The sequence below is a fragment of the Thiohalobacter thiocyanaticus genome (assembly GCF_003932505.1).
In the GTDB taxonomy this organism is placed as follows: Bacteria; Pseudomonadota; Gammaproteobacteria; order Thiohalobacterales; family Thiohalobacteraceae; genus Thiohalobacter; species Thiohalobacter thiocyanaticus.
In genome coordinates, this window is the sequence record NZ_QZMU01000001.1 from 1,314,944 (window position 1) to 1,327,753 (window position 12,810).

13 protein-coding genes are annotated in these 12,810 nt (G+C 61.5%); 4 read left to right on the forward strand and 9 right to left on the reverse strand.

From position 1 onward, the window contains the following. The first annotated feature begins 64 nt into the window (after window positions 1–64). Window positions 65–724, forward strand: coding sequence for an SRPBCC family protein (locus tag D6C00_RS06200; protein ID WP_125180917.1), 660 nt, complete (start codon window positions 65–67; stop codon window positions 722–724). A 55-nt stretch (window positions 725–779) separates the two neighbouring features. On the opposite strand, the gene D6C00_RS06205 is transcribed toward D6C00_RS06200, so the two are convergent. From D6C00_RS06205 to D6C00_RS06235, 7 genes are all read right to left on the reverse strand, one after another. Beyond that, the gene (locus D6C00_RS06205; RefSeq protein WP_125180918.1) at window positions 780–1,091 is read right to left on the reverse strand and encodes an antibiotic biosynthesis monooxygenase family protein; all 312 of its coding nucleotides are present in this window, start codon (window positions 1,089–1,091) and stop codon (window positions 780–782) included. A 122-nt stretch (window positions 1,092–1,213) separates the two neighbouring features. Next, window positions 1,214–3,619: a bifunctional diguanylate cyclase/phosphodiesterase gene (locus D6C00_RS06210; protein WP_158675326.1), complete on the reverse strand. Its 2,406-nt coding sequence runs from the start codon at window positions 3,617–3,619 to the stop codon at window positions 1,214–1,216. A 146-nt stretch (window positions 3,620–3,765) separates the two neighbouring features. Continuing rightward, complete coding sequence (locus D6C00_RS06215; protein WP_125180920.1) at window positions 3,766–4,080, reverse strand: antibiotic biosynthesis monooxygenase family protein; 315 nt, start codon at window positions 4,078–4,080, stop codon at window positions 3,766–3,768. A gap of 59 nt (window positions 4,081–4,139) precedes the next feature. Then, the gene (locus tag D6C00_RS06220) at window positions 4,140–5,423 is read right to left on the reverse strand and encodes a hemolysin family protein (RefSeq protein ID WP_125180921.1); all 1,284 of its coding nucleotides are present in this window, start codon (window positions 5,421–5,423) and stop codon (window positions 4,140–4,142) included. Between the two features lie 11 nt (window positions 5,424–5,434). Beyond that, on the reverse strand, window positions 5,435–6,802 hold the full coding sequence (locus D6C00_RS06225; RefSeq protein ID WP_125180922.1) for a hemolysin family protein: 1,368 nt from the start codon (window positions 6,800–6,802) through the stop codon (window positions 5,435–5,437). A gap of 103 nt (window positions 6,803–6,905) precedes the next feature. Then, entirely contained in the window at window positions 6,906–7,301 is a 396-nt protein-coding gene (locus D6C00_RS06230; protein ID WP_125180923.1) for a DUF2237 family protein, read from the reverse strand. A 271-nt stretch (window positions 7,302–7,572) separates the two neighbouring features. Continuing rightward, the gene (locus tag D6C00_RS06235; RefSeq protein ID WP_125180924.1) at window positions 7,573–7,944 is read right to left on the reverse strand and encodes a hypothetical protein; all 372 of its coding nucleotides are present in this window, start codon (window positions 7,942–7,944) and stop codon (window positions 7,573–7,575) included. Between the two features lie 114 nt (window positions 7,945–8,058). Between D6C00_RS06235 and D6C00_RS06240 the strand changes: the two genes are divergently transcribed. From D6C00_RS06240 to D6C00_RS06250, 3 genes are all read left to right on the forward strand, one after another. Then, entirely contained in the window at window positions 8,059–8,958 is a 900-nt protein-coding gene (locus D6C00_RS06240; RefSeq protein ID WP_125180925.1) for an AraC family transcriptional regulator, read from the forward strand. A 317-nt stretch (window positions 8,959–9,275) separates the two neighbouring features. Beyond that, a complete protein-coding gene (locus D6C00_RS06245) occupies window positions 9,276–10,184 on the forward strand; it encodes a bile acid:sodium symporter family protein (protein ID WP_125180926.1) in 909 nt (302 codons plus the stop codon). 68 nt (window positions 10,185–10,252) lie between these two features. Then, window positions 10,253–11,686: an AsmA family protein gene (locus D6C00_RS06250; protein WP_158675327.1), complete on the forward strand. Its 1,434-nt coding sequence runs from the start codon at window positions 10,253–10,255 to the stop codon at window positions 11,684–11,686. 92 nt (window positions 11,687–11,778) lie between these two features. Here D6C00_RS06250 and mscL read toward each other — a convergent pair whose 3' ends face one another. Then, window positions 11,779–12,177, reverse strand: coding sequence for a large-conductance mechanosensitive channel protein MscL (mscL, locus tag D6C00_RS06255; RefSeq protein WP_125180928.1), 399 nt, complete (start codon window positions 12,175–12,177; stop codon window positions 11,779–11,781). Between the two features lie 276 nt (window positions 12,178–12,453). Then, window positions 12,454–12,750: a hypothetical protein gene (locus D6C00_RS06260; RefSeq protein ID WP_125180929.1), complete on the reverse strand. Its 297-nt coding sequence runs from the start codon at window positions 12,748–12,750 to the stop codon at window positions 12,454–12,456. Window positions 12,751–12,810: the final 60 nt, after the last annotated feature.

The window sequence follows — 12,810 nt, forward strand, 5'->3', positions numbered from 1 at the left end:
GTGCGAGCGGAATATCTGAACTATAGTTGCGGCTGCCCACCTGTCCACAACGCCGGGAGCCTCAATGACACTGGCAACCAATGCCCTTGCCGTCTGGCTGCTGTTCGCCGCAACCGCCGTACCTGGCGCAACGGAGACACTCTACGCCTGTGACGCACAGCCACCGCCCGGCCCCTCCTGGGCCCAGGTACATCAGGGTTCGGATATGCGCCTGTACCAGCGCGACACCGCCGGGGGAGTGCCGGAGGCCGCCGTGCGCGTGCGCTGGCAGGCGGAGCCGCGCGCACTGTATCAGCTCATCTGGGAATATGAACACTTTGCCGGCGTGATCCCCGACGTCGGGGTCAGCGATGTCCTGGAACGAAACGGACGACATGTCTGGGTCTACCAGCGACTGGATTATCCGGCGCCGGTTCAGGACCGGCATTATGTACTGGAAAGCACCGACCGCCTCAGCGAACCGGAGGACGGACACTACCGGGTTGAATGGCGGCTGAGTCAGCGATACGAACTGCCCGGGGACGCTGACGCCATGCCGCCGGCGGCCTTCAGCGGCTGCTGGGACATTCGTCCCGCACCCGGGGGACTGGACGCCGTCTATCGCATCACCCTGGATCCCGGAGAACTGGTGCCGCACTGGCTCACCCGACACGCCATGCGCGGTTACCTGATCGAACTGATGACGGCCCTGCACCGGCAACTCGAATCCGGGAAGGCTCGCTGATCCCGCAACGCATTCCGCCCCGGCGGATACCGGACGCGCAACCGGTGGGCGAGGGTTACCGGTCGGTCGCCGCCTCGCTCTCCAGGACGACCTCGTGCATCTCCATCCCGCCCTCGCCGTCGAAGGCCTCCTTCGGCATGGGATTGCTGTGCGCCAGCCTGAAATCCTCGCTGCCCACCCAGGCCTCGAACGCGGCCCTGTCCTGCCAGGTGGTCAGCACCACATAGGGCGCGCCCTCGCTCTGCGGCCTGAGGATCTGCATGCGCACGAAGCCGGGCTGCTTGTCGATCTGGCCGGCACGGTTGCGGAAGCGTTCCTCGAAGGTCTCCTCCCAGCCGGCGGCGACCGGGACACGGTTGGCGACAATGAACGTGGCACGGCTCCATTCGCAGTGGTTTTCAGTCGGAGTCGCTCATTATATCAGGGGCCAGGACACCGTCGCCCGGAGGCGGGACGAAGATAGCTTAATCCACCAGGCATCCGCCTCCGTCATTCTTCCTTCTGGCTGCGCAGATAGCGGGTCTCGAATTCGGCCGCACTGACCGGCCGGCTGTAATAGTAGCCCTGCGCGATATCACAACCGGCCTCACGCAGAAAACGCTCCTGATAGGCCGTTTCCACGCCCTCGGCCACCACTTCCAGTTCGAGCCCGCGCGCCAGCCCGATGATCGAGCGGGTGATGGCAATATCGTTCTCGTCGTCAGGGATGTCCTTGACAAAGGAACGGTCGATCTTGAGTTGATTGATGGGCAGAGTCTTCAGACGGGACAGCGACGAGTAGCCGGTACCGAAATCGTCGATCGACAACAGCAGTCCCAGCGAGGCCGCCTCCTGCCCGAGCCAGGCATTGACAGCCTGGCTTTCCATGAGCCCGCTTTCCGTGAGCTCCAGCTGAATCCGCCCCGGGCTCACGCCGTACTGCTCGAGCAGTGAGCGGATACGCTGCGACAGGCCGGCGGCGGACAACTGCCTGGGCGACAGATTGATCGACGCCTTCAGGGACGGCACCCGCGCCTGCCATCCCGCCATCTGCGCGATAGCCGCGCACAGAACCCAGTCGCCGATGAAAAGAATCAGGTCGCTCTCCTCGGCCAGCGGGATGAATTCATCCGGCGGAACCAGGCCGTGTTCGGGATGCTGCCAGCGGAGGAGGCACTCCGCGCCGATCAGCTCTCCCGAGGCCAGGCTGAACTGAGGCTGCCAGACCAGATACAGCTCGCGGCGCTCGATGGCATGACGCAGATCGCCTTCCAGGCGGAAACGCTGCGAGACCTGCAACGTGAGTTCATGAGTATAGTACTCGTAGCGGTTGCGCCCCTGATCCTTGGCCCGATACATGGCGGAATCGGCGTGTTTTATCAGGGTGTCGCCATCGCCGCCGTCGTCGGGAAACAGGCTTATCCCGATACTGGTGCAGGCACTGAGCTCATGGCCGTCGACATCGAACGGCCGGGACAGGGCGGCGATGATCTTCTGCGCCACCTGCGCGACCTGGTCCCGATGCTCGACACTCGGCAGCAGGCAGACGAATTCGTCGCCGCCGAGACGGGCGACGATATCCTCCTGGCGCATCAAGCCGTCCAGCCGCGCCGCGACCTGCTTGAGCAGACTGTCGCCATAGGGGTGGCCGAGCGAGTCGTTCACGTTCTTGAACCGGTCCAGATCCAGGAACAGTACGGCCAGCAGGTGGTTATGGTGCCGGGCGATTTCGACATGCTGCGCCAGGTGCTGCATGAAATAGTTGCGGTTCGGCAGCCCGGTCAGCTCGTCATAATGCGCCAGCTCGAGCAGGCGCTGCTCGGCCCGTTTGTGCTCGGTGATGTCGGTGGAGATGCCCGCCACGGCGTAGGTTCGCTCGTACTTGTCCCGCAGCGGGAATTTGAGCGACAGATAGGTATGCATACCGTCGTCATGCGGCGCCTGTTCCTCGAACTGGAGCAGGTGGCCGCTCTCCAGCACTTCGCGGTCATTGCACTCGAACACCTCGGCCATCTCCCGGGGGAACAGTTCGCTGTCCCTCTTCCCGAGTATCCGCTGCGGCGTGATACCGAACAGATCCAGGTAACGCCGGTTGACATGCATGTGGCGCCCCTCCGTATCCTTGACATACATGACCGAGGATGTGTTGTTGAAAATGCCGTCCAGCATCCGCTGCTGCTTCTCGTGCTCGACCAGCGCACCCATAATCCGCTGAACCATGACCACCAGCGCAATGCAATAAGCCGCCAGGCGCATGACATGCCACCACCACCAGGCGGCATCCCATATGGTCGACAGCTCGAAGATCAGACCCGCCGTTCCGAACAGGGCGCAGTGCAGCGCGAAAAGCCGGTGATTCTTCTCGTCCTGACGGTCATAGAGCCGGTTGAGATGATAGGCGGCAAACAGAAAGAACACGCCTCCCGCCAGATTGAGCAGCCGCGCCGACAGCGTGAACTCCCCATCCACCAGCATCGCCGGGACCCACTGCCCCGGCCAGATCGACAACGATGCCGCCGCAACGACAACCAGCGCAATGACGCCAAGCGGAATCAGATTCTCCGAGGCGGGCCGGCGGCCGAACGGCATGCTCACAGTCGCGAACATCAGCCCGCCGACGAAGGTCGCCAGACTGTGCAGCCAGACAAAGGCCTCGCCCGGCCCCACGGCGGCATGGAACATGTCCAGCAGCCCCATGCTGGTCAGGCCCAGGGGCACCGCCAGCGGCATCTCCGCGATGCGCTGATCGCGATGGAATATCAATATCAGACTGGTCACGAACAGGGCGACAAGCGCGCCGAAGGTTTCCACCACGGCATGCAGCGGAAGGTGCACGAAAAAGCGGTTTTCAGGGAGAAACAGCGAAACGGCGAGCACCAGCCCGGGGTAGATCACCAACTGGAGATAGGACGCCAACCTAACGGGCGCAGCTAGCAGTCTCGAGATCATGCATCACATCTTTTCCAGTTCAGAATAGGCCGAGGCCGGCCGGCGAATATCAAAGACGAAAATGATTCGCATTTTTTCGATAAAGTCTTTTCTTTTATTCGTTCTCTTTAATATCAGTCTGCTGATTGTTCACTCGCCAGGATGACTTCATGCATCTCCATCCCGCCCTCGCCGTCGAAGGCCTCCTTCGGCATGGGATTGCTGTGCGCCAGCTTGAAATCCTCACTGCCCACCCATGCGTCGAACGCGGCCCTGTCCCGCCAGGTGGTCAACACCACATAGGGCGCGCCATCGGTCTGCGGCCTGAGTACCTGCATGCGCACGAAGCCGGGCTGTTTGTCGATCTGGCCGGCCCGGTTGCGGAAGCGTTCCTCGAAGGTTTCCTCCCAGCCGGCCGCGACAGGCACGCGATTGGCGACAATCAACATGACGAAACTCCACTCAATAAAGGCTTTATCCGGACGCCCAGTATATCAGCGCTGACCGCTCAGGAGGAATCAGGCGCATCCGCAGCCGTGCTGATGCGCAGCTTGACGACCGCCCGTTCGCTGGCCTCGGTCACGGTGAAGGTCCAGCCCTCCCGGGTAATGGACTCACCCACCGCGGGGATGTGTCGCAGGCGGGCCTCGACCAGACCGCCGATGGTGTGCGCCTCACTCGTGGGCAGATCGGTATCCAGCAACTCATTGACATCGCCAACCGAAAGGCGTGAGTCGACTTCATAGCTGCCATCGCCGAGTCGCCGGTAATGGGCTCTGCGACGCGGACGATATTCGTCGAAATCATACCCTACCCGGATCTCGCCCACCACTTCCTCCATGATATCCTCCATTGTGATCATGCCGATGGCGGAACCGAACTCATCAACCACAATGGCCATGCTGTCTTCGCGCTCCTTCAGTTGCGGCATCAGGGCGACGACGTTCTGCAACGGCGAAACATACAGCGCAGGCTGCACCAGATCAGGCAGCGGCTGCTCGCGCTTGCTCCCCTCCATCAGATCCCAGACGGTGAGGGTCAGTATCCCGATAATATTGCCGATGTTGCCCTGATACACCGGGAGACGGTTGTAGCCGTACTTGCCAACCAGGCGGAAGGCCTCGCGCATATCGCCGTTGTCCCCGTCGACCGCAACCAGTTCGGCGACCGGGCGCATCGCATCGCCGACGCTGGTATCGGCAAAGCGCACCGCCCTGGAGATCCGCTCCTTGTCGAAGACACCGACGTGCGCACTGCGATTGGCCATTTCCACAATGCTGCCGATCTGCTGGCGGGTAATGAACAGGTGCTTCTCACTCAGGTTCTCCCCGGCCAGGCGGGCGGCCAGCCGGGCGAAGCTGGAAAATGTCAGTATCACGGGATACAGCAGGATCTTGAATACCCGCAGCGGATAAATCACCCGCGGCGCCAGATGGTCCGCGTGCTGCTGATACACGCTCTTGGGCACGATTTCCCCGATAATCAGGAACAGGGGCGCATAGATCAGGACGCCATAGATATCCCCGTACTCGCCAAACAGGCGTATCATGAGCAGCGTACCCAGGGTTGTGAGCGTGACCACCGAGATGTTGGTTCCCACCAGCGTGGTCGTAAGCAGGATATCGGGGCGCTGAAACATATCCAGCACCAACCGAGCGCCCCGGTTGCCCTTGTTGGCCTCGGCGTGCAGCCTGACCTTTTCGGCATGCACCAGGGCGATCTCGGAACCAGAGAAAAACCCCTCCAGCAGCAACAGCAGGACCATGGCCAGCAGGATGATGAAAGTCTCCATGCCCCGCTCCCCTAGGTCGCTTCCGAAGCCGATGCAGGTGGCGTGCCCTGACGCGCCACCCGCAGACGAATGATGCGCTGCTCAGCGACCTCGAGCACGGTAAGGGTATAGCCTTCCACTACCACCTCGTCACCCACCCGCGGCAGGCGATCGAGGTGGCGGAAGGCGACCCCGCCGATAGTGGTCATCCGCGGGTCGTGGATGGCGAAATTGGTAAGATTGTTGAAATCGACCAGCCTCATGTCACCCGGCACCTCGTAGACATCCTCGTCTTTGGTCGTATACAGCTCCTGCCCACGGATCTCCCCCGACAGGTGCCCGAAGATGAAAGTCAGCACGTCGCGCAGCGTAATGATGCCCTCCACCCCGCCGAACTCGTTCAGCACCACCGCGGCCCGCGCATTATTGGTGCGAAAGAAGTCGAACATCTCGTCGACCTTCTTGGTCGGGGGCACCACAATCGGCGGGCTGACAAGATCTTCCGGATCCACTCCGGCCGGATCGGTGCCTTCCATGACCAGGGGCAGCACCGTCTCGATGCGCATGAAGCCGATGAGATTGTCCGGGTGATTCTGATAGACGGGCACGCGGGAATGCCGGATAGCCCGGAACTGCGCAATCATGTCGGCCGCACTCTGTCCGGCCTCGATGAAGGCCACCCGGGTGCGCGGGGTCATGATCTCGACGATCTCGGTCGCGCCGGCATCGAGCAGCTGATAGATCAGGCTGCGCTCGGTGGCGTGCAGTTCGCCCTCGCTGGCCACTTCGTCGACGATACTGCGGAATTCATCCAGCCGCAGGATGTTCTCCGCGGCACGCTCCTCGCCGACGATCCAGGTCGTGATCCGGTCGGCCACGCCGCGCAGCGCCCAGCGCACCGGGGTGATCAGCCGTACCCAACGGCTCAGGGGCGCGGCGACCAGCCCGGCGCTGACCCGGACCGGGTTGGAGACCGCGATGATCTTGGGCGTGATTTCGCCCACGACCAGCAGCAGCGGCACCATGATGACGATGCTGAGGATGCCGGCGCGCTCGGGTCCGTAGAGCAGCACCAGCAACGCGGTCATGTTCGCCACCGCGGCAATGTTGATGATCTCGTTGCCGCAGAGGATGGAAATGATCAGCTTGCGCGGGCTGTCCAGCAGGGCATGCAGGGTCGCCGAACGGGGATGACGCTCACGGTTGAGCTTGTGCAGATCCAGGCGGGAAAGCGAGAACAGCGCGGTCTCCGATCCCGAAAAGAACGCGGAGCCGGCGAGCAGGACCACCTGCAGCGCCAGCCGGACACCGACCTCGGGATCGGCCAGCAGGGCCGGATCGAGCTGGAAGAATGCCCAGAGGGATTGTCCCACCCCGGCAAGTGTCGATATCGGGTCCATGTGTCTGGCCGGAAACAGTACGTCCTGTCATCGCTGATTCCGGCAATGGTAATCGATGTCGCGCCGGCAGACTATCAGGGCGAGGTGCGGTGTCCGGGCCGCCTCAGTTCAGATCCGCGGCGTACGCCTTGAGCAGTTCATAGGGAATTGTCTCCAGTGCCCGCTTATGGGTACGCATGAGAAACACCCGCGGGGCCATGCCATCATTGTGGGCCTCGAGCCAGCGTGCGGCGCAGAGGCACCAGCGGTCGCCCGCCTGCAACCCGGGGAAGCCGAACTCGGGAATGGGGGTGGACAGATCATTACCCTTGAAGCGGGAGTAGTCGAGGAATTCGCCTGTCACCTCAACACAGACCGTATGCGAACCGACATCCTGTTCGCAGGTGTCGCAGGCCCCCTCGCGGTAAAAGCCGGTCATGGGCGCCTGGCTGCAGCACTCCAGCGGCTCACCCATCACATTGATGGATTCGAATTTCTCCGTCTCGTGGCCGGCTGCCATCGCTGTCCCCTGATCGTTGCACGGTATGGTGTGAGCTGAAGGGGGATTGTCGCAATTCACAGCCCGCCCGGCCAGCCGGCACCGAGGCCGACAACGTAGCGGCCTGCCCAGGCGGCGACGTTCGGGATCGCCGCTGCCTGTTTGTCCATTCAGAGCGGATGCGGACAGGCCTTGCTGTGGCCCGGTGATTCACCATACGGGCGGTGTCCATGTAAGAGGTTCCCCGGTATTTCCGCTGAGTGCCCGCACCGAACGGGTGCGGGCTCTGTTGTCACTTCGAGACACCCACAGGATACCAGGGCGTTGGGTTGATCGGGCAGCGGTAGCGGAAACCGTTCTCGGTGATGTTCACCACCGTCTCTTTGGTCTCGCCCGGCTCGAGCGGGAAGCGATCCAGCATTTCATGGGTCTCATTGTCCTGCAGCCAGAAGCCCACCATTTTTTCCGCCTTGTTGGTGACGACAAAACGGTATTTGCCCGGCTTGAGTCCTGCCAGGGTCTCCCTGGCGGCGAAGTAGCCGTTGTACTCATCCAGGTGAATCACGGTCACGCCGTCCACGGTCTCCGGTGTGGCGGCATGACCCACGCCGGTCAGGCCCAGGACAGACATCAGCAGCATCAGGCTCATGATCAGCTTGCGCATATCGGTATCTCCTCTTCGGTTGTGTATGCGGTCCGGACACCTTGTCCGGCACCGCGTGGAAGGGGATACTAGACAGGCTTGCCGAACCCGAATATAGGAAATCGTCCGAATTTTATGTCTTATCGTTCAGGTGAAGACCTGCTTTCCACCGTCCTGGCCGGCTTCAAGCTGCGTGCCCACGTCTTCGAGCACGCCACCTACTGCGGCAACTGGTCGCTCAACACCTCCGGCAGCCAGCGCGCCACCTTTCATCTGATCGGCCGGGGCAGCGCCTGGCTGCGCCTGGACACCGCGCAGCCCGATATTCCGCTACGCAGCGGGGATCTTGTCGTGTTGCCGCACGACGCCTGGCATACCCTGTCTGGCTGGCCCGAGGCCCGTACGCCGCATTCCGAGTGCGGCGAGGATACCGGCACCGTCGTGATGTGCGGTTACATCGATTTTGGCGCGGGGCCGGCCAATCCCGTCCTCGATGCCCTCCCCGAGATACTGGTGGTGCGCAGCGAGAATACCGAGGCATCGAGCCGCATCGATCAGCTCGCCCGCCTGATGCTGGCGGAGGCCGAACAGCGCGCACCGGGCTGGCAGGTCGCCGTGGACCGGCTGGCGGATACCTTATTCGTGCAGGTAATCCGCCACCACCTGCATCATCAGGAACAGCCGCGCGGCTGGCTCGCTGCGCTTGCCGATCCACGCCTCAACCTCGCCCTGAGCGCCATGCACCGCAGCCCCGGCGAGGCCTGGTCGGTGGAGCGTCTGGCGCGAACCGCCGGGATGTCACGCACCGCCTTCGCCCAGCACTTTGTGCGACTCGTCGGCCAGACGCCCATGGGCTATCTCAGTGATCTGCGGATGCGGGAGGCCGACCGGCTGCTGCGCGATCCGAACCGATCCGTCGCCCGGGTGGCGGAACAGATGGGCTACTCGACCGAGGCGGCGTTTCGCAAGGCGTTCAAGCGGGTATGGGGCGTGGGGCCGGGCGCGCAGCGACGCAACCAAACAACGCGGGCCTGAGTCACTTCCGTTCCGAATGGTTCAGTCTGTCACGGGCGAAACAACCGCTTCCCAGTTGCCATCCTCGTGAATGGCAGCAACTTCAGCCGCGTCATCCCCGCGAAGGCGGAGATCCAGCGTTTGCCTGCCCGCCAGGCACTGGATTATTCGCTTCGCTTGCCCTTCTACCCTGAAGGGCATGAAGGCGTTCAACGCGCTCCGCACTTTTGTCCCGTCTTCGCAGGAATGGCGGATGGAGTGAAATCCGGCTTATGTCAGTGCCATTCGCCACCGCCACCATTCACGGCCGGCATCGAACAATTCATAATGCCTGAATAATGACAACCCATAACCTCACCCGCCTCTTCCCCCTCTGGGCCATTCTGTTCTCCGCGCTTGCCTGGTGGCAGCCGCAGCTGTTCGCCGACCACAAAAACGCGATTCTGCCGCTGCTGGCACTGGTGATGTTCGGCATGGGTCTGACGCTGACGCTCAATGATTTCGCACGCATCCTGAAGATGCCGAAGCTGATCGTGCTGGGCGCGCTGCTGCAGTTCGGCGTAATGCCGCTGGCAGCCTGGATGATTTCACTGTTGCTGGGACTGAATCCGCTGCTGACCGCCGGCATGGTGCTGGTCGGCGCCAGCCCCGGCGGCACGGCATCGAATGTAGTGTGTTATCTGGCGAAGGGGAATGTCGCCCTGTCGATCACCCTGACGGCGGTGTCCACCCTGCTGGCGGTGCTGCTCACACCCTGGTTGAGCTGGCTGTACCTGAACGCCAGCATCGATGTGCCTGTACTCAAGATGCTGAAAAGCATTGTGCAACTGATCATCGCGCCGGCGATGCTGGGCATTGCGCTCAACCGTTTCCTTCATGCAAGGCTCAGACCGCTGCAACACGCCTTTCCCCTGATCTCGGTTGCCGCAATCGTGCTGATCATCGCGATCATCGTGGCGCTGAACCACACGCGACTGAGCGAAATTTCCCTGTTGTTGCTGCTGGCGGTTGTCATGCACAACCTGACCGGCCTGTTCGGCGGTTATGCTGTTCCGCGGCTATTGGGGTACGACACAACAGTGAGCCGAACCCTGGCGATCGAGGTGGGAATGCAGAATTCCGGGCTGGCGGTAGCACTGGCGCTGAAATATTTCGCACCTCTGGCGGCCCTGCCGGGGGCGCTCTTCAGTATCTGGCACAACCTGAGCGGGTCGCTACTGGCGTCGTTGTGGCGACGCTCGGGCTGACCGGCGCGCCCGGGTCAGTGTGATACAATAATCTGTAATCCTCGCAGGTTGTCGGGATGGGCCAACCTATGTCCAGGATCGCACGGATCTCCCTGTTTGCCGTCGGCGGTGTTGTCGCACTGCTTGCCCTGCTGATGTTGCTTGCCTGGGTGTTCCTGGATGCGGAAACCGTCAGGCACCGCATCGAACAGACTGCCTCCCAGGCGATGGGCATGGAGTTCAAGGTGGATGGCCCGGTCCAGGCTCGCGTGTTTCCAACGTTGGGGGTGGGACTTACTGATGTTCATGTGCGGCAAGGCGAGACCGAATGGCTCCATGCCGCGGAAATGAGGCTTCGGGTCCGGCTGCTGCCCCTGCTGCGCGGCCGGGTTGAGATCAGTGCTATCAATTTCGTCGAACCCGGCCTGAATCTGACGCGGGATTCCGACGGGGCCTTCAACTTCATTCCGGCCCACCGGCCCGACGACGCCGGGGATCGCCAGCCCTTCGGGATAAGACGGTTCTCTGTCGAGGATGCCAGCCTGACCTTCATCGACCAGCCATCCGGCGACAGGTTCGTGATGAACGGCTGCGACCTGGCGGGAAGGGATCTTGCCTGGCCACCCGCCCAGTCGCCCCAGCCCAACCCGACACTGCCGGACTTTCACGGTCAACTGAACTGCCGGAGCATCACCTACGGTACTCTGGACGCAACCGAGGTTCAGGCCGCGATTTCCGCTCAAGGGCAGCGACTCACGATCAGCCCGCTGACCGGACGGCTGTTCGGGGGCCGGTTGAAGGTCCAGTTGGAAAGCGACCTGTCCGGATCCTCCCCGGCCCACTCCCTCGAGCTGGAACTCGCAGACTTCCGCGTTGAACGCTTCATCGAGACCTTCCGGCAGGAGCAGGGTGCCGAAGGGTCGGCCGGATTCTCCATGCAACTGACGTCCTCAGGCCGAAGCCTGTCGGAAGTGGTGGAACAGCTGGACGGCCAGGCGGAGCTTGCGGGCGAGGGACTCGTCCTGCACGGAACCGATCTGGACGCGCAACTGGCCCGCTACGAGTCCACCCAGCAATTCAATCTGGTGGATACCGCTGCGCTTTTCCTGGCCGGCCCGGTCGGCCTGGCGGTGACTCAGGGCTACGGCTTTGCCAGCCTGTTCGCCGAAACCGGCGGCCGGACAAGCATCCAGGAGCTGATTTCCGAGTGGCACATCGAGAACGGCGTGGCGCGCGCCCACGATGTCGCGCTGTCAACGGAAGAGAACCGACTCGCGTTGGCCGGCAGATTGAATTTCGTGACTTCGGAGTTTGAGGACATGCGGGTGGCCGTCATCGATTCTGACGGCTGCGCGGTGGTGGAACAGCGCATCCAGGGCTCGTTCAACGATCCCAGAATAAATAAGCCCAACTTTGTGGTGGCCCTGACAGCACCCTTGTTCGAGATGGTGAAACAAGGGGTCGCACTGTTCAGCGAATCCGAATGCGAGCCGTTCTATTCCGGCCGGGTCGTGTCACCGTAGGCAGTCTGGTTTTTACCATGCTGACCCGTTCCGCGCTGCACAACGCCGCGTCCCTGACCGGCCGGATTATGCAGCTACGCCGCTGATTCGACCTACTTTTTCAAGAGGTCGCGGATCTCGGTCAGCAGCTTTTCCTCGTTGGTGGGCACCGGCGGGGCTGCGGGCGCTGCCTCCTCCTTGCGTTTCATCCTGTTGATCGCCTTCACCGCGATGAAAATGGCGAAAGCCACGATGATGAAATCGAATATCGTCTGGATGAAGGCTCCGTATTTCAGGGTAACGGCCTCCACACCCTCTTCTGCCGCCTTCAGGGTTATGACCAGGTCGCTGAAATCCACCCCACCTATCAGCACTCCCAGCGATGGCATCACCAGATCGGCCACAAAGGAGGACACGATCTTGCCAAAGGCCAGCCCGATGATGATCCCGACCGCCATGTCCACCACATTGCCCTTGACCGCGAATTCCTTGAATTCCTTCAGCATACCCATCCAACACCCTCCCTATATTGTTTGGTATTGACGTCCCCGTCCCCGTAGTCGGCTTGCACATCGCCATTATAGTTTAGATCGCGGAGAGGCAGCAGAGCCGAGCCGGAGTCAGAAAAAAAATCATTCTGATCCTGGCAATAACAAGACTTGTACTCTGGGCCGAATGGCAGACATAAATGGCACTTCTGAGAAACCGGGGACAAATCCCGTTTTTACCTTCTTTTCGGTCGCCCTGACCGACTCGGACTTTCACATCATGCCAGCATGGCGGCCACCTCATCCCTTAAACCGCCATTGCCAGGCACATGGTTTCCATTTGTGGCGGAACGGATGGTGGGTGTCCGTTTTTTTTACATCCATTCCCCGGCAAAAACCAGGCAGTATTTTAATACCAAACCAAACAACCAGATGCATTGTTAGCACATTAATTGCATCACCCTGTTTGTGCGCATTTGTAAGGAGTTTGCCACCCCCAGACACCCTATTGCCATCACCGTGATAGAGATGAATGCAATGGCGGCCTGCACTATCAATTGCAGTTTTCATCAGCCATGACCACAGGCGTTTGGACATGGTCGCAAGGGATGTTGCGGCGCTATCAGGTAATTTAAATTGAATTATCCACATATCAGG

Coding starts and splice junctions, on each gene's coding strand:
- D6C00_RS06200 (WP_125180917.1), top strand. CDS start 65: ATGACACTGGCAACCAATGCCCTTGCCGTCTGGCTGCTGTTCGCCGCA.
- D6C00_RS06215 (WP_125180920.1), bottom strand. CDS start 4,080: ATGTTGATTGTCGCCAATCGCGTGCCTGTCGCGGCCGGCTGGGAGGAA.
- D6C00_RS06220 (WP_125180921.1), bottom strand. CDS start 5,423: ATGGAGACTTTCATCATCCTGCTGGCCATGGTCCTGCTGTTGCTGCTG.
- D6C00_RS06225 (WP_125180922.1), bottom strand. CDS start 6,802: ATGGACCCGATATCGACACTTGCCGGGGTGGGACAATCCCTCTGGGCA.
- D6C00_RS06230 (WP_125180923.1), bottom strand. CDS start 7,301: ATGGCAGCCGGCCACGAGACGGAGAAATTCGAATCCATCAATGTGATG.
- D6C00_RS06235 (WP_125180924.1), bottom strand. CDS start 7,944: ATGCGCAAGCTGATCATGAGCCTGATGCTGCTGATGTCTGTCCTGGGC.
- D6C00_RS06240 (WP_125180925.1), top strand. CDS start 8,059: ATGTCTTATCGTTCAGGTGAAGACCTGCTTTCCACCGTCCTGGCCGGC.
- D6C00_RS06245 (WP_125180926.1), top strand. CDS start 9,276: ATGACAACCCATAACCTCACCCGCCTCTTCCCCCTCTGGGCCATTCTG.
- D6C00_RS06250 (WP_158675327.1), top strand. CDS start 10,253: ATGTCCAGGATCGCACGGATCTCCCTGTTTGCCGTCGGCGGTGTTGTC.
- mscL (WP_125180928.1), bottom strand. CDS start 12,177: ATGGGTATGCTGAAGGAATTCAAGGAATTCGCGGTCAAGGGCAATGTG.
- D6C00_RS06260 (WP_125180929.1), bottom strand. CDS start 12,750: ATGTCCAAACGCCTGTGGTCATGGCTGATGAAAACTGCAATTGATAGT.